Here is a 17153-nt window from a genome sequence, read left to right on the forward strand (position 1 = left end):
GTTGTTGGCTGATAAGTAAATAAAACAACAAGTTAATTAGTTAATTTTGACTCCGATACGGGGGAAGACATGGTTGCATTAGATAAAGATCTGCAATCCAGACAACTGGCAAGAGAGCTAGTTAGAAACGCGAAACAAGCGCAGAAAGTTTTTGCGACATTTTCGCAGGAAAAAATCGACAGTATCGTGAAACACATTGCTATTGAATCGGCCCTTCACGCTGAAGAGCTGGCGAAAATGGCCAATGAAGAGACAGGTTTTGGTAAGTGGCAAGATAAAGTCCTGAAAAACACCTTCGCTTCAATGCGTGTCTATGAACACATCAAAGATCTCAAAACCGTTGGCATCATTAATGATGACAAAATCAACAAAGTCATGGATGTAGGCGTTCCATTAGGGGTGATCACGGCACTGGTGCCATCGACAAACCCGACATCGACCATCATCTACAAAACGTTGATTGCCTTAAAAGCAGGTAACGCCATTGTCTTCTCCCCGCATCCTAATGCCAAAGCCTGTAGTTTCCGCACATTAGACATCGTTAAAAAAGCGGCATTAGAAGCTGGCGCACCCGCCGGGATCGTTGATGGCGTCACGATGTTGACCCTTGAAGCGACCAAAGAGCTGATGCACAGCAAAGATGTTTCCTTAATTTTAGCGACTGGCGGGGAGGGCATGGTGCGTGCAGCCTATGCATCGGGTACGCCAACAATCAGTGGCGGTCCGGGTAATGGCCCTGCCTTTATTGAGCGCAGTGCCAATATCAAACAAGCCGTGAATGACATTATCACCAGTAAAACGTTTGATAACGGGGTGATTTGTGCGTCTGAGCAATCAATTATCGTCGAACGTTGTATTTATAACGAAGTGCACCGTGAGCTGTTAGCGCAAGGCGCTTACTTTATGAATGAAGACGAAGCGAAGCGCATGGCGTCAATGTTATTGCGGGCAAATGGCACCATCAACCCTGAAGTGGTTGGGAAAGATGCCATTACTTTAAGCCAACGCGCAGGGTTTAGCGTACCTGCAAATACTCGTGTGCTCATTGCGTTACAAGATACCGTTTCACCGAAAAACCCCTATTCGCGTGAAAAATTGTGTCCAATCTTAGGGATGTATATCGAAGAGGATTGGCAATCAGCCTGCCATCGTGTGGTGGATTTACTGACCAACGAAGGTTTAGGCCACACACTGGTGATCCACACGCAAAACGAAGATGTGATCCGCCAGTTCTCCCTCGAAAAACCGGTTAACCGTATTTTAATTAATACCCCTGCGGCACTGGGTGGCATTGGGGCTACGACTAATATTACACCTGCATTAACCTTAGGTTGCGGTGCAGTGGGCGGCGGTTCGAGCTCAGATAACGTTGGGCCAATGAACTTGCTGAACATTCGTAAAGTAGGTTATGGCGTGCGTTCTATTGATGATTTAAGACAGCCAGCACAACCGTGCTCAGTTGCTCAGCCTGCGGTTTCAACAGCAGTGAATCAATCGCAAATTAGCATTTTAGATGATGACCGTTTTCGCCAGCCAGTGACGGCTTCTGCACCTGTTTCTAACACAGCAGACAACCGTTTTAGCACGGCGGCCATCACGGAAGCGGTGGTTTCCCAAGGTGATATCACTGAGGAAAATGTTGAGCAAATCATCAAGGCCGTTCTCGGTCGCCTAAATAAGTAACTCATTGAAATAAGGCGGTATAAACCATGATTTTGGCAAGAGTAATCGGACATGTTGTCGCAACGCAAAAATGCCAAGAACTTAGCGGAAGTAATTTATTGATGGTTGCTGCGCTAGGGGATGACCTTGAACCGTTGAAAGACCGAACGTATGTGGCGGTAGACAGCGTTGGCGCTGGTATCAACGACATTGTGTTAGCCGAAGCGTACTTCGCGTTGAACAAAGACAAATACAAAGCCATGTCAGTGGTTGCCATTGTCGAAAAGGTTTATACCAAGGAGTAAACAACAGCATGAACCAGTTTCTCATTAAACCGCGAGTGCAATTTGGTGCTAACGCACTGGATTTCATCTCAACGATGCAAGCTCAGCAGGCCTTTATCGTGACCGATAAAGCCATGGTGAAGTTTGGCTTAGCAGAGGAAGTCACTCGTCGGTTAACACACTCAGGCATTGCGTTTTCAATGTATGACGATGTCCTGCCAGACCCTGATATTTCAGCCATCGTAAAAGGCATGAAAGTCATGGATGTGCAATATCCCGATGTGGTGATTGCGCTGGGTGGCGGCTCTGTGATTGATGCGGCGAAAGCGATTATTTACTCCTTATGGCACACGAAAAATGACGCCAATCGGGCAAAACCGCAGTTTATTGCCATCCCAACAACTAGCGGAACAGGCTCTGAAGTGACCAGTTTTTCAGTGATTAAGTCTCACTCTGAAAAACTGGTGTTAGTGGATGAGTTTATGTTGCCCGATGTGGCGATCCTCGACCCTGTTTTAGTGAAATCCGTCCCCGCATCGATTACCGCAGATACCGGTATGGATGTGCTTTGCCATGCATTAGAAGCCTATGTTTCCAATACCGCATCTGATTTCTCTGATGCGCTAGCGGAAAAAGCCGTACAACTGGTTTTCGGTCATTTGATTGACTGCTACCGCGAAGGGGGCAACTTGCTTGCTCGCGAAAAAATGCATAACGCTTCTTGTATTGCAGGAATGGCATTTACCAATGCTTCTTTAGGGATCACGCACAGTTTAGCTCACGCATTAGGCGGCGTGTTTCACATTCCACACGGCCGTGCCAATGCACTATTGATGGCGCACGTAGTGGCATTTAATGCCGAATTAGAAGGGCGTTGTGATACCGATGCGGCGAAGCGCTATGCGCACCTTGCGAAGAATTTGAATTTACCTGCTTCTAACGTACGTGAAGGCGTTGAAAGCCTGATTATGGCAATCAACGTATTGAAAGATGAAATGAATATGCCAAAAGGCATTCAAGCAACAGGCATTAATGAAACCGATTTTAACGCCCGTTTAGGGGAAATGGTGGGGCAAGCACTGCGTGATAGTTGCACTCCGACCAATCCACGGGATGTGAACCAAGTGCAACTTGAAACGCTATATCGGCAATCTTTTTAACAGCAATAAGCTGTTAGGTGATGAACAACAAACTAAAACGAACATCAGGATAGGCTAACATGACTAAATATGCTCTGACCCCACGCGTAAAAATGCTGGCTGAACGCTTAAGTGCCCGCAATAGCTCAATTATTACTGAACGTGCCAACATTTTAGAAGCACTGGAAAACCAACTTTCGGGTGCGCCGCAGGCAATTAAACCTGCTCAACGTTTTTATGAATTTATTCGCCATTTCCCTGCGTTTATCGCGCAAGATGAATTGATTATTGGTAGCCAATCCTCCACACCACGTGGCGCGATTTTCTTCACTGAAAACGAAATTCACAGCAACAGCATTTACACCTTCTTAGCGGGGGACAGCACCGTTGATGCCCCTGACTATTTAGCGGTACTGAACATCGGTTTTTTAGAAATTAAATCTCAATTAGAAAACCGCGTCAGAAATATTGGTAGCGCGGTCAGCCGCAATAGTATTGATGAGGCAAATAACTGCCGTGCCGCAATTTATGCCTGTGATGCGGCTATTCATTTTGCGCAATCCCTTGCATCGAAAGCGGAAAGCATGGCTGCGGTGGAATCAAACCAATACCGCCGTTTAGAACTGCAAGAAAGCGCAGCGATTTTACGTAATGTCCCAGCTAAACCAGCACAAACCTTTAAAGAGGCTTGCCAAGCGTTCTATTTGTTGCAGCTTATTTTGCATCTGGAAAATGGCAGCTATGCAGTTAACCCAATGGGCTTCGACAAAGCGGTTTACCCATTCTACCAACGAGACATCGAGCAAGGCCGTTTAACACCAGCCCAAGCGTATGAAGTGGTTGAAAGTTTATGGCTGAAATTGGCGGAGCTTTCTGAAGTGCGCTCGACAAAAGTGGTGGATGGTTACCCAATGTTTGATGCATTAAAAGGCGGTGTATATTTAACCGACCCTCGCGTATGCATTAACGAATTATCCGCTATGATGTTATCGGCTCATGAAAATATCATGGCCGTCAATAATGGGTTAAAAGTTCGCTTATATTGTGGCCAAGTAAGCACGCAACCACAATATTCTGCACCGAATGCCAGCTATGTTGCACCGTTTGCACAAGCTGAGACAGAATTTAAAGTCATGGAAGGGCTGACCCCACGTTTACAACGCCTGCGTAATCGCTACTTGGAAGCGCGTCCAAGCGTCTCTATCTACCGCGCTTTAGCCTTTACTGACGTTGTCAAAAATAACCCAGGTTTACCGCCGATTTTACTGCGCGCAAAAGCGTTTCGCCGCGCATGTGAAACCGCACCAATCTTAATTCAACCAGAAGAGTTAATTGTTGGGCATCCATGTGGAAAACCGCGTGCAGGTGCATTCTCCCCAGATATCGCATGGCGCTGGGTGGTCGAAGAACTCGACACCATGAGCACGCGCCCACAAGACCCATTTGTTATCTCTGAAGAAGACAAAAAAGTCATTCGTGAAGATATCGCACCGTTCTGGGAAGGCCGCTCATTAGATGAAATCTGTGAAGCGCAATACCGCGAGGCAGGTGTGTGGGAGTTTAGTGGCGAAACATTCGTCAGTGATTTGTCCTATCACCAAATCAACGGTGGGGGCGATACTTGCCCAGGCTACGATGTCTTATTATTCACTAAAGGTATGAATGGGATTAAGGCAGATGCACAGGCGAAACTGGCCGAGCTCAGCATGGAAAACCCAGACGATATCGACCGTATCTATTTCTACAAAGCGTCTATTGAAACTTGTGAAGGCGTTGTGGCTTACGCACACCGTATCGCAGAGCATGCACGTGAATTAGCCGCAAAAGAAACAGACGCAAAACGTCGTGAAGAGTTACTGACTATCGCGCAAGTGAATGAAAACGTACCGGCTAACCCACCAGTGACCTTGCAAGAAGCATTACAAAGCATTTGGACGGTGGAATCCTTGTTTGAAATCGAAGAAAACCAAACGGGTCTGTCTTTAGGGCGCCTCGACCAATATTGCTTGCCGATGTATGAAAACGACATCAAAACAGGCCGCTTAACACAAGACCAAGCACTGGAAATGATGCAGGCGTTTATCATCAAATGTGCTGAATTAATGTGGATGTCCAGTGAGTTAGGGGCGAAATATTTTGCGGGTTACCAGCCGTTTATCAACTTAACCGTGGGCGGGCAAAAACGCTCAGGCGGTGATGCGTGTAATGACCTGACCTACTTAATTATGGACGCAGTGCGCTTTGTTAAAGTGTACCAGCCATCACTGGCTTGCCGTATCCATAACCAATCACCACAGAAATACATGGAAAAAATTGTCGATGTGGTTAAAGCCGGTATGGGCTTCCCTGCCTGCCACTTCGATGATTCCCACATCAAAATGATGCTGCGCAAAGGTTTTGATTTTGAAGATGCGCGTGACTACTGCTTGATGGGCTGCGTTGAACCACAAAAATCAGGCCGAATTTATCAATGGACATCAACAGGTTATACCCAGTGGCCAATCGCCATTGAGTTTGTACTAAACCGTGGTCGTATGGTGTTGTTTGATAGTTACCAAGGCTTAGATACCGGTGACCTGCGTGATTTGAGAACTTTCGAAGACTTTGACCGTGCGGTGAAACAACAAATCGCCCATATTGTCCGTTTATCCGCTGTCGGTACGGTGATTAGCCAGCGTGTACACCGTGATGTTGCGCCAAAACCATTAATGTCCTTGCTGGTGGAAGGCTGTATGGAAAAAGGTAAAGACGTTGCGGCAGGTGGTGCGATGGTTAACCACGGCCCGGGTTTGATTTTCTCTGGTCTTGCGACTTACGTCGATTCCCTCGCCGCCATTCGTAAACTGGTTTATGAAGATAAACGTTACACCCTTGAGCAAGTACGCGATGGTCTCTTAGCTAACTTTGAAGGCTATGACGAATTGCGTCGCGATTGCTTAAATGCGCCGAAATTTGGTAACGATGACAACTATGTTGACCAATATGCGCTGGATATTACGGAGTGGACAGAGCGTGAGTGCCGTAAATACGACATGTTGTACTCCACATTCAGCCACGGGACTTTGTCGATTTCGAATAATACCCCAATCGGGGAATTGACTGCCGCGAGTGCCAATGGACGCTTGGCGTGGATGCCATTATCAGACGGTATCAGCCCAACACAAGGTGCAGACAAACAAGGCCCAACCGCCATCATAAAATCCATCAGTAAAATGAATGTGGAAACAATGAACATCGGTATGGTGCATAACTTCAAGTTCTTAAAAGGCTTGTTGGATACACCAGAAGGTCGCCACGGCTTAATTACCTTACTCAGAACCGCTTCTATTTTAGGTAATGGCCAAATGCAATTTAGTTATGTCGACAATGAAATGCTGAAAAAAGCACAGCAAGAACCTGAAAAATATCGTGATTTAATCGTTCGAGTTGCAGGTTACAGTGCTTACTTCGTCGAACTCTGTAAAGAAGTTCAAGATGAAATTATTAGCCGTACCGTGATTGAGAAGTTCTAAATCGATATCGGCAGGTATGGTGACATACCTGCCATTTCAGAATAAAAACAATAAGTTTTGTCATATTTTGAGGTGCAATGATGAGCGCGGCAGATATTAAAGGTCGGATATTTAATATCCAAAAATATTCCATTTATGACGGCGATGGTATTCGCACGCTGATCTTCCTTAAAGGGTGCAATATTCGTTGTCCATGGTGTGCGAACCCTGAAGGGTTAAGTAGCCAATTTCAAGTGATGTTTTCCCACGATAAATGCGTCAATTGCGGTAAGTGTGTGGATGTTTGCCCTACCGGTATTCATTACAAAACAACCAATGAGCAGGGTGAACAAATTCACCGTGTAAATCGCAGCATTGATTGTATTGGCTGCCGTAAGTGTGAAGAGGTGTGCATTGGCGGTGCGTTAGACATTATGGGCAAAGATGTCACGGTCGCGGAAATGATGGAAATCATTATGCAAGATTATGATTTTTATATTTCTTCTGGTGGTGGCGTCACGATTGGTGGCGGGGAAATGAGTCTGCAAACTGATTTTGCGGTTGAGCTACTGCGTGAATGCAAAAAAATGATGATTAATACCGCGGTAGAAACCCAAGGGACAACATCATTAGCCAACTATGAAAAGCTCGCCCAAGTTGTTGATTTGTTTTTGTATGACATCAAACATATCGATAGCGCACAGCATAAAAGTATCTTTGGTATTGGTAACGAAAATGTACGCCAAAACCTTGAAAGACTTATTGAATTAGGTGCAAACGTGGTGGTGCGGATGCCTTTGGTTCGTGGGTATAACGATTCGTACGATGCCATCACGGGTGCCATTGAATACGCGATGGAATTAGCCAAACGCGGCAATGTAAAACGTATCGATATTCTACCTTATCACCAGTTGGGACGCGGTAAATACGACAAACTGGACATGATTTACCCAGTGAAGCAAGACCCAACCTATAGCGCAGAAGAGCTTGACCAATTAGAAGCGTTCTTTAAACAGTTTGATTTTGATATTCGACTGGTTCGTCACTAAGTAGGAGAGACAGATGAAAAGTTTAGGTGTGATTGAAACTCGGGGACTGACATCCGCAATACAGGCTGCGGATGCGGCGTGTAAAGCGGCGAGTGTTGAGATTGTCGGTTATCGGAAAATTGGTTCTGGCCTGGTTTCTGTTTGTTTTCAAGGGGAAATCAGTGCAGTACGTACCGCCGTCGACCACGGTATTGCGGTAATTAGCAATAGCCAATTATGCGTAGGCTCACTGGTGATTGCGCGCCCTGAAGAAAGTGTGATTACAAAATTATTAACAGTAAAAAGCAAAAAAGGCGAGTTAGTAAAAAGCGTCGAACAAGCTGAAAAACCAAAAGAAAATTTGGTTACCGAGGAAAAGGCTGAACCAGAAGTGACGGAAAATAGCGTTAAAGAGCCCAAAAATGACCTGCGTAAAGGTAAAAAATCATGATGAATGAGCAATTGATGGGCAAAATTTTATCTCGCCTTTCAACTTACAACCCTGCAAGTGGAATGCAACCTGCGATTGCGATCCCTGTGGGCGTTTCTAACCGCCATGTACACCTTTCGCAACAGGATGTCGAAGCCTTATTTGGTCAAGGTTATCAACTCACACCGTTTAAGGATCTCAAGCAGCCTGGGCAGTTTGCGGCGAAGGAGTGCGTGATGGTGGTTGGGCCAAAAGGCTCAATCAGTAAGGTTAGAGTTTTAGGTCCTGTACGCCCAAAAAGCCAGTTAGAGGTCTCAAAAGCGGATTGCTTTGCCTTAGGGATTAAAGCGCCAGTGAGGGAGTCTGGTGATTTAACGGATTCTGGCAGCGCATTATTAATTGGCCCAGCAGGGCATGCAAACCTTGAATCTCAAGTGATTTGCGCGCAGCGTCATATTCATATGAACACGATGGATGCCAGAGCGTTAAACGTGGTGAATGGGCAAAAGGTCAATATTCGTACGGAAGGTGAGCGCCGCTTAGTGTTTGATGAAGTTGTTGTCCGTGTGGATGAGCGCTTTTCCCTTGAATTTCATATTGATACTGACGAAGCCAACGCTGCGGGTCTGCGCAATAATGACAGCGTATTTATTGTTGGTTAAGGGATGGTGGCAAGGTGAACGAAAAACAGATTGAGCAGATAGTTGAGCAAATTGTACGGCAGTTAAATCAACGCGTTCTTGTAGTGTTATCCCCAGTAGAGGGCTACCAACAGGCGATTTATCAAAGACTAACGCAATTTTCATCGGTTTCTTTTTCACTCTACGCTACGGATTTAATGCCCTCAACACCGTATTTTAAACAGTGGGCAACGCTGGGAACAATGTTTGATAAAAATACGTTACAGCTAAATGCATTAGGACGTTATCACAGCGTATTTTTGCCTTTTATTGATGCCAAAGTGGTAGGGGAAGTGGCAAATGGCTTGTTTACCAGTGAGGAAAGCCAGCTGGTCTTGCATGCCCTTGCTCAAAATATTCCTGTATTGGCATTAAAACACCATTGTTGCCCTGAAAGTGAACTCAGCCAAATTTTAGGTTTAGATAAAAATAAACACTATAACAACTTGATTAAAGAAAATATGACGAAGCTTATTTCGTTGGGCGTGCAATTTAATACATTCAATGAAATTGAAAATAAGCTTTTAAAAAATAATGTTAATCAAATTACAGAGCCTAAAAATAACCACTACGAAAGTCGCTATATTACTTTAAATGAAGTAATGAAAAACCCTGGAGGGTATATTGCGAATGATAATAAATTAACAGATTCAGCTATCGATTATTTGAAATCTTTAAAGAAATAAAATATCAAAATTAATTTAATCTAATTTGTCTATTTATTGTAGGAGTATTATCTATGTCCCCTAAAGCAAAATCATGGCTTTGGATGCTGGCGGTTATTATTTCAGAAACCTCAGCAACCTCTACATTGAAAATGTTTGATAATAGTGAAGGTACTACAAAATCCTTATTATTAGCACTGATCGTTGTATTGTATGTTATCTGTTATTACTCACTTTCCCGAGCGGTTAAATATATCCCTGTAGGCTTGGCTTACGCAACATGGTCAGGTACTGGGATCCTTATGGTATCCACACTTGGCATGTTGTTTTATGGGCAACATCCTGATACGGCAGCAATGATTGGTATGGCGGTTATCGCAAGTGGGATTGTGATCATGAATCTGTTCTCCAAAATGGGCGCGGATGAAGAAGAAGCCGAAGAACCCAATAAAGAAACGAAAGAGTCATTATTATCCACCAATAATAAAGCCGTTCATTAATTAAAATTTAAGGGGAAAGATTATGTTTACTGGATTTTTATGGCTAGCACTTTCGATTGGTTCTGAAATAACCGGAACCTCAATGATTAAAAAAACCAATAGCTTTAGCAAACTCGGTCCGTCTATTTTAGTGATCATCGCCTATTGTTTATGTTATTTTGCATTGACCCGCGCAATGGGGTATATCCCTGTCGGAGTGGCTTATTCATTATGGTGTGGGTTTGGTATTGTCGGTGTGACATTAGTTTCCATGATTTTATATAAACAAAAACCCGATTTTCCTGCGGTATTTGCGATGGGGTTAATTATCTCCGGTGGGATAATTATGAATACCTTCTCAACAATGTAGTCAGCTTTCAATGGCAAGATAGGTTGCCAATTTTTATGGCAACCTTAATACAATCAAGCTTGTTGAATAATTAGTCCTTCAACATTTGGGTTACCGTTGTACTTTGCATTTCCCTCTAAAGTTAAAATGCACTTTTCACTTGTGAAGGTAAGCTCGTCAAGTGTGGTATTATTTTTTAAACTAACATATTTAATTTTGCTTTTTTGCTCATTAGACGATGATTCGAGCACTTTACCATCTACTTTTATGACGCCATTGATGATGGTAATGTTACTTCCTGTTATATTTCTAATGGTTTTTGATGAGTTAATATCATCTTTTAGCTCTAGTTTTTTTATTTTATTATTTTCTCCTAAAGTTGAACTTTTACTGTAGGATATTATTTTATTCAAGGTTGAATTGTTAATTTCATTTTTTTCTGAATGAGTAGATAGTGCTCCGGTTACTTCAGTATTATCTAACCATAACTTTCCGATATTTGTATTTACATTTCCATGAATTTTACTCTCAGAAATATGTGTTTTTCCCATGTTATTTGTGACGCTACCATCAATATGGCATTTATCCATGATATCAATTGAACCCATGTTATTCTTTATTACTCCAGTGACAATGCATTTAGATCCTAACTGTATACTCCCCATGTTGTTAGTTGTGTTTCGAATTTTGCAATTGTTACCAATGTTTATTTTACCCATGTTACTTTGTATTTCGTTATTAATTTCCTCTCCATTTTTAATGTAAATGTTTTTCATATTAGTTTTAAGAATTGATGTGCTTTTCTCTAATTTAGCATGACAGTTTTGGGGATTAACCCTTGTATGGAAGTTTTCAAAGAGTTGATTTACTCCACTGATTTGGACCCCTTGTCTACCACTGATAGTGATTGAGTTAACTGAGCCTATTTTTAATACAGTATTAGTTGAAATATGATTAGTACGTAAAGGCATTTTGTTTTCCTTAATGTTGTTAAAGTAAATGACAATATACATACTAAAAATAATAATAATTTTAATTTTCGATTATCAGTAATATCAATAATGAAAATAATATCGCGAGTAAAGTCTTATGATGCGATACATGGCTTTTTCGCAATATAAAATGACGTTCTAGCGATAGTCCTTTTATACAATCGTATGTTAATTTAATGGCTAATAAGGGGTTAAGTTAGGAGCTGAAAGTGTCAATTATTGAGTGGGATGATTTTACCCGTGTTGAAATGCGTGTTGGTACTATTATTAGTGCAGAGCTAAACAGTAAGGCTAAGAAACCCGCGTATGTGATGGAAGTTGATCTTGGGGAGCTGGGTATTAAACGCTCTAGCGCACAAATTACCGTCAATTACACCCCTGAAAGCCTAATCGGCAAGCGTATTCTTTGCGTTTGTAACTTTGAAGTAAAACGTATAGCAGGCATCAAATCTGAAGTATTAATCACAGGGGCGCCTGATGAAACGGGGGCAATCGTTCTTGCTGAGTTTAACCTGCCTCTTCCGAACGGTGCGCTTTTAGCATAATCGTTGCAATATCTACATTTTTTGATGGCAAAGGGTATACTCTTACTATTCATTGACTGTAGGAGTGTCATTTTTGCGATTACCTGAGCTGCATTTTCGGCAATATTCTGACGAAGTCATTTCTCATCAACATGATGGGCAGTGGCAAGTCGTATTGTCGTTATCAGGGCAAATGGAAATCAATATGTATCGGCAGCATTTTCAATTAGATGCCGGGAAGGGTATCGTGATCCCGCCAAGCGTGAGTCATGCGTTTAGCGGCCAAGACGGTAACCAAAACTACGTTCTGGAAATGCCTGCCACCGCGCAGTGGGCGCTAGACGAAAAAATGACCCAATTTGCACTTACGCCATCAGCAATGGGTTTACTTCATTGGCTACAAAGCTTTCCCCAAGCACCTGAAAATAATTTTGCCGTGGCGCGTTTACTGTTGGCGCAATTAAAACCTGAAAGTCAGTGGATTGATGCGGTTTCTCAGTGGGTTGAAACACGGCTGCACTTGCCCATTAGTTGTGAAGATATGGCATTGGCTTTTTGTATGTCAGTCAGTACGTTACAACGAAGAGTTAAGGCCGAAACAGATTTAACGGCGATGCAATTTATCCAACAAAAAAGGATGGAAGCCGCGGGGAGTTTGTTGCTTACAAATAGCAGCATAGAAACGATAGGCCTTTGTGTGGGGTATGATTCCCACTCTGCATTTAGCCATGCATTTAAAAAATACTATGGCAAAACCCCGCTTGAATACCGAACACAAGCAACAATATCCCGTTAAAGTTATTTCTCTGTCTGCGCCATGTGTGTCGAAATCGCCTGCGAATACTCACCCTGTAAAAAATCAGTATTGACGCCAGCTTGCCTTAATTTTAATTCAAGTAGTGCGAGCTGCTTACTCACACTGGCATAATTCGGGTCGTCAACTGATAGCCCTTGAAGCATACGGCTAAGTGTTAGCGCATCCTTTCTTTGCTGCAACTCAGCAGGCAAATACCCCGAATTCTTTAATATGCGATATCCCGCCCTTAACTCGGGAGGAACTAAACTGTCATCTTCAAGATGCAGCGGTTTGCCTTCGCCATTAAGTTGTGACAGTTCCCCTTTATTTAAGGATTCCTGAATATGGCGTTCAGCCCAGAGATCAATAATCGACATTATCGTAACAACGTTGTGATGTGAGGAGATTATTATAGCGGGTAGAGTCGAAGAGTAAAATCAGTCGCTAGGTGAGCGACTGATTTTGGTGGGCAGAAAGTTACACCATGCGGATCCCTTCAAACGGGTTCCAGCCATCTAGCCCTTTGGTTTCTTTTATATAATAAGCGTAGTTAGCAATCATCGCCCAAAGTGCTGAGATACCAACAGATAGCCCAGTATATGCTCCATTAGGGATGGTACCGCCAATCATAAAATCGATAATATTAAGCACCAGACCTAAGCCAATGGAAATGCCTAACAGGACTAAACCTTTTTTCCATAAACCTAAAATTAAAAAATAAATAATGCCAAAGAAAAAGGCAAAAAAGTTCATACTAATTAGAAGTCGTCCACCGAAAGACTCTGCTTTTAATGCAGCTTTAAATTCTGGTGTATCAGGTGCTCCGTGAGTATCAAAGAAATCAAAGCGCTTTTGCCATTTACTAGAATATTGTTTTTGTTCCATTTTTTATCCCTTACTGTTTTAAATAAATCCACAATGCAAATAATACCGTTAAAACTGCAATAAGCAGGAGAGAAAAAATCTTAAATTATTGATTTATAGATTATTCTTACTTTGTGCGTTTCTTTTATTAAGAAGGAATTGTAAAATTGATGTATATGAGGGGAGATTTTTTTCTTTTAAAATCAAGTTATTGTGTTTGTTTTTTTATACCACTGATAATTCGACGCTATAAATTCATTTCAATTCAGTGAATGGTTGTAAATAAATATCTCAAAAACACCAATTTGGCGTATTTAAAATATATTTTACTGATATTTTACTCCTGTCGTGTGTTTTGTTGCCTATATCGGAATGGTTGGAATTTAATGTTGATTTAATTTTGTTTTTTGGTTTTTTAGTCTGCGTTTGGCAGGGGTTATTATCGGTTATCGCGATGACGAATTTTTTAAATTTTTTAATTTTCATTTAAATCAATGGGTTATTTAAATATATTTAGTTACATTCTTCAAGCTGAATACATACTTTAGATATATCCGCGTACGCACTTTATGGATAATATTTGCCTCGTTCCCAACAACAGATAAATTTTTTAATTAAATAACTTTTAAATATTAATACAAGGTATATAAAATGAATAAAACTTTAATCGCACTATGCTTAGCATTAACAACTACTTCTATTTCTGCAATGGCTGCGGATGCAGGTTCTGGTAAAATTACATTTAAAGGAACAGTAAATAGTGGTGCTTGTACGATTGCTCCTTCTGATGTTAATAAAGAAGTTCAGTTAGGAAGTATTTCAGCAGCTAATTTATCAACCGCAGGTAAAACAGGTCCATTAAATACTTTCGAATTAAAATTACAAGATTGCCAATTAGATTCAGGTACTGCGGGCTCTCCATACTCTAAAGTAAAAATTGAATTTAATGGCCAGCCAGATGCAACTAAAGCTACATTATGGTCAAATGCAGGTAGCGCAGATAACGTTGCAGTTGCATTCTTTGATAATGCAGGAAACACAATTAAACCAGGCGATATTTTAACTCAAACACTGAAAGCCTCTGAAACAACAATTATTTTATCTGCTCAAGCGGAATCAACAGGTAAAGCAACTTCAGGTAGCATCAGCTCTGTAGCAAATTATGTATTAAGCTACGAATAAGATCTCAATTATGCCTAATCTAAAGCTTTACGCTTATTAGCGTAAAGCTTTGTATCCTCCCTATGATCATAAGAGTGAAATCATGTATTTTAAGAAAAAAAATATAGGTTATATTATTTCCCTCATTATGTGTGGTGGATATTCTAGCGCTGAAACTTTTAATATTAATGCACTTAATTTATCTGTAGATGATAATATTGACCTAAGCTATTTTGAAAAAAACAGTTTAAGTGAAGGTTTGTATGAATCAGATATTGTTTTAAATAACAAAAAAATTATCCGTGGAGAAAAAATTAAGTTTATTAGTAATAATGGAATTGTTGAGCCATGTATTACAGTAGAGTTAATAAAACGTTTTCCTTTAAATGAAGAAGCCAAAGAAAAACTAATATCTTCACAAGAAGATAATTGTATTAATTTATCATCACTCGATGAAAGTGTGGCTATTGATTTCAATGATAGTGAACAAATTCTTGTTATTTCGATTCCGCAAAAGTACATGGAGTCCACTTACTCTTCGTGGGTTAGCCCTGAGATGCGTGACTACGGAATTTCAGGTTTAATTTTAGATTACACCATTAGTGATAATCATTTGGTTCGCAAAAACGCAGAGACACGTAACCAGTTATATGCTTTTGGTAATGTGGGAGCTAATTTAGCTCAATGGCGCCTGCGTGCAAATTACCAATATGAAAATAAATTAATGGGAAAAGATGGACGTGGAAATCAGAAAAAAAGCTTAGATTGGGAGCAAGTGTATGCTTTTAGAGACATTGCTAGCCTATCTGCAAAGCTATTTGTCGGTGATATTTTTACTAAATCTGACCTGTTTGACAGTGTGCGCTTCAAAGGTGTGAGCGTTTTTACTGATGAAAGTATGTTGCCACCAAGCTTAAGGGGTTATGCACCTCAGATCACAGGGGTTGCGGCATCAAATGCAACCGTCACATTATCGCAAAATGGCCGTATCATTAGTCAGGTTAAAGTTCCCGCAGGTCCTTTTGTGATTAAAGATTTAAGTCAATCAGTTATGGGGACTATTGATGTCACTGTGACTGAAGATAATGGTAAAGAAACTAAATTCCAGTTTACCACAACCAATATTCCATTTTTGACTCGCAAGGGGCAAGCTCGCTACACGATGAATTTAGGGCAGTTATCCCCTAAAAATGGAACGTTTGCTAACGATAATTTTATGACTGTCGAAAGCTCTGTTGGTGTATTCAATAATACCTCCGTCTTTGGTGGGTTAGTGGCAACATCAGGGAATAAATATCAAGCCATTAACTTAGGTATTGGTCAAAATCTCGGTTTCTTAGGCGCTTTTTCGCTAGATATTACTCAGTCTTATGCTGATACCGTGTTGGGGCGTGAAAAAGGAAAAAGTTACCGTATTAACTATGCTAAAGATCTACCAAGTATCGATGGTCAGCTGACGCTTACCGGATATCGTTTTGCGGACAGAACGTTTAATTCATTATCTAATTTTGTTGAGCAAAATTTTACAGATAAACAAGACGTTGACATAAACAAGGATAAGCATGTTTTTTCATTATCTTATGCCCAACAATTAAGAAGCATTAATGCGAGTGCGAATATCACGGCATCACGTAAGACCTATTGGAATGGCAAGCAAAATAACTATTTCAGCGTGGGGTTAAATAAGTTTTTTGATGAAGGTTTCATGAAAGGTGGCAACATATCACTTTCTTTAAACCAAGTTCGTGGGGCTAATGATAAAACAGATAACCAAGTTTATTTATCTGTCAGTAAGCCATTAAGTTCTGAGAACCAAAATGCGTCAATATCTTACTTTGCCTCTTATAGTGATAATAACAAACGCTACGCGAATAACATTAATTACAGCCGACATGTAGATAAAGATACAAATTATAACTTAACCGCATCAACACAGGATGGTTTATCTGAAGGTATGGTCAGCACTTATGTGTCACATAGTGGTGAGGCAGGGCAAGTGCAAGTCACGGGGTCGCTATCGGATTCAATCAATTCATTAGGAATGACAGTGAGTGGTTCAGTGACAGCGACACAACACGGCATTTCAGCGCACCGTTTGACGTACCGTGACCAATCTCGTTTAGTGGTTGATGTTCCAAATGCACAAGGTGTAATTATTGAAAATAGTCATGCATCTACCAATAGTCGCGGATTAGCAACCATCAGTAATGTACCAACCTACTATAATATGGAATATAAGATTGATGTGAACAATTTGCCAGATAGCGTCAATATTGATGATAACGTTTTAGCATCGACACTCACGGATGGTGCAATAGGTTACGTTAAAATGGATGCGGATATCGGTAAGTCATTGATAACAAGAATTAAACTGGCTAATGGGCAATACCCGCCATTAGGTTCAGTAGTGAAAAACAATGTAACGGGTAAGGTTTCAGGCATTATTGCTGAATCAGGCATTGTGTACTTAACTGGGTTGAATATGGGCGATCAACTTAGTGTCAATTGGGGGGATGCACAAGCGTGTACATTCCTTGCTGACAGTCTCCTTGCTAAAAGCAGCGATTCAATTACATGCAGTCACTAATATGATTAAAATGGGTGAAAAA

17 protein-coding genes are annotated in these 17153 nt (G+C 41.3%); 14 read left to right on the top strand and 3 right to left on the bottom strand.

Annotated features, from left to right (window positions below):
* Window positions 1-69: 69 nt before the first annotated feature.
* From AC4IFT_RS07735 to AC4IFT_RS07780, 10 genes are all read left to right on the top strand, one after another.
* Window positions 70-1683 carry an acetaldehyde dehydrogenase (acetylating) gene (locus tag AC4IFT_RS07735; protein WP_490736305.1) on the top strand — a complete coding sequence of 538 codons (1614 nt, stop codon included), beginning with the start codon at window positions 70-72 and terminating at the stop codon, window positions 1681-1683.
* 26 nt (window positions 1684-1709) lie between these two features.
* Window positions 1710-1967, top strand: a complete 258-nt coding sequence (locus tag AC4IFT_RS07740) for a EutN/CcmL family microcompartment protein (RefSeq protein WP_490751011.1) — start codon at window positions 1710-1712, stop codon at window positions 1965-1967.
* Between the two features lie 8 nt (window positions 1968-1975).
* Window positions 1976-3106, top strand: a complete 1131-nt coding sequence (locus tag AC4IFT_RS07745; RefSeq protein WP_490736307.1) for a 1-propanol dehydrogenase PduQ — start codon at window positions 1976-1978, stop codon at window positions 3104-3106.
* A gap of 59 nt (window positions 3107-3165) precedes the next feature.
* Window positions 3166-6597 (top strand): choline trimethylamine-lyase, encoded by a 3432-nt coding sequence (cutC, locus tag AC4IFT_RS07750; protein WP_490751012.1) that lies wholly within the window; start codon window positions 3166-3168, stop codon window positions 6595-6597.
* Window positions 6598-6674: 77 nt separating this feature from the next.
* Complete coding sequence (gene cutD, locus AC4IFT_RS07755; RefSeq protein ID WP_219244683.1) at window positions 6675-7625, top strand: choline TMA-lyase-activating enzyme; 951 nt, start codon at window positions 6675-6677, stop codon at window positions 7623-7625.
* A 13-nt stretch (window positions 7626-7638) separates the two neighbouring features.
* Window positions 7639-8055: a BMC domain-containing protein gene (locus tag AC4IFT_RS07760; RefSeq protein ID WP_490751013.1), complete on the top strand. Its 417-nt coding sequence runs from the start codon at window positions 7639-7641 to the stop codon at window positions 8053-8055.
* Entirely contained in the window at window positions 8052-8696 is a 645-nt protein-coding gene (locus AC4IFT_RS07765) for a phosphate propanoyltransferase (RefSeq protein WP_490736315.1), read from the top strand. Before AC4IFT_RS07760 ends, AC4IFT_RS07765 begins: the two co-directional genes overlap by 4 nt.
* A gap of 14 nt (window positions 8697-8710) precedes the next feature.
* Window positions 8711-9400, top strand: coding sequence for a hypothetical protein (locus AC4IFT_RS07770; protein ID WP_490736317.1), 690 nt, complete (start codon window positions 8711-8713; stop codon window positions 9398-9400).
* Between the two features lie 53 nt (window positions 9401-9453).
* Window positions 9454-9879 carry a DMT family transporter gene (locus AC4IFT_RS07775; protein WP_490751014.1) on the top strand — a complete coding sequence of 142 codons (426 nt, stop codon included), beginning with the start codon at window positions 9454-9456 and terminating at the stop codon, window positions 9877-9879.
* 22 nt (window positions 9880-9901) lie between these two features.
* On the top strand, window positions 9902-10228 hold the full coding sequence (locus AC4IFT_RS07780; protein WP_206083448.1) for a DMT family transporter: 327 nt from the start codon (window positions 9902-9904) through the stop codon (window positions 10226-10228).
* Between the two features lie 53 nt (window positions 10229-10281).
* Here AC4IFT_RS07780 and AC4IFT_RS07785 read toward each other — a convergent pair whose 3' ends face one another.
* Window positions 10282-11178: a hypothetical protein gene (locus AC4IFT_RS07785; protein WP_490751015.1), complete on the bottom strand. Its 897-nt coding sequence runs from the start codon at window positions 11176-11178 to the stop codon at window positions 10282-10284.
* A 230-nt stretch (window positions 11179-11408) separates the two neighbouring features.
* Between AC4IFT_RS07785 and AC4IFT_RS07790 the strand changes: the two genes are divergently transcribed.
* Together AC4IFT_RS07790 and AC4IFT_RS07795 are read left to right on the top strand one after the other, a co-directional pair.
* Entirely contained in the window at window positions 11409-11744 is a 336-nt protein-coding gene (locus AC4IFT_RS07790; RefSeq protein WP_490751016.1) for a tRNA-binding protein, read from the top strand.
* Window positions 11745-11817: 73 nt separating this feature from the next.
* Complete coding sequence (locus tag AC4IFT_RS07795; protein ID WP_490751017.1) at window positions 11818-12519, top strand: helix-turn-helix transcriptional regulator; 702 nt, start codon at window positions 11818-11820, stop codon at window positions 12517-12519.
* 2 nt (window positions 12520-12521) lie between these two features.
* Here AC4IFT_RS07795 and AC4IFT_RS07800 read toward each other — a convergent pair whose 3' ends face one another.
* Window positions 12522-12896, bottom strand: coding sequence for a DnaJ family domain-containing protein (locus tag AC4IFT_RS07800; protein WP_490751018.1), 375 nt, complete (start codon window positions 12894-12896; stop codon window positions 12522-12524).
* 100 nt (window positions 12897-12996) lie between these two features.
* The gene (locus tag AC4IFT_RS07805; protein WP_490736325.1) at window positions 12997-13404 is read right to left on the bottom strand and encodes a DUF2628 domain-containing protein; all 408 of its coding nucleotides are present in this window, start codon (window positions 13402-13404) and stop codon (window positions 12997-12999) included.
* A gap of 630 nt (window positions 13405-14034) precedes the next feature.
* Between AC4IFT_RS07805 and AC4IFT_RS07810 the strand changes: the two genes are divergently transcribed.
* Together AC4IFT_RS07810 and AC4IFT_RS07815 are read left to right on the top strand one after the other, a co-directional pair.
* A complete protein-coding gene (locus AC4IFT_RS07810; protein WP_490751019.1) occupies window positions 14035-14565 on the top strand; it encodes a fimbrial protein in 531 nt (176 codons plus the stop codon).
* An 82-nt stretch (window positions 14566-14647) separates the two neighbouring features.
* Window positions 14648-17131 carry a fimbria/pilus outer membrane usher protein gene (locus AC4IFT_RS07815; RefSeq protein WP_490751020.1) on the top strand — a complete coding sequence of 828 codons (2484 nt, stop codon included), beginning with the start codon at window positions 14648-14650 and terminating at the stop codon, window positions 17129-17131.
* Window positions 17132-17153: the final 22 nt, after the last annotated feature.

It is taken from the genome of Providencia sp. UF-183 (assembly GCF_058246155.1).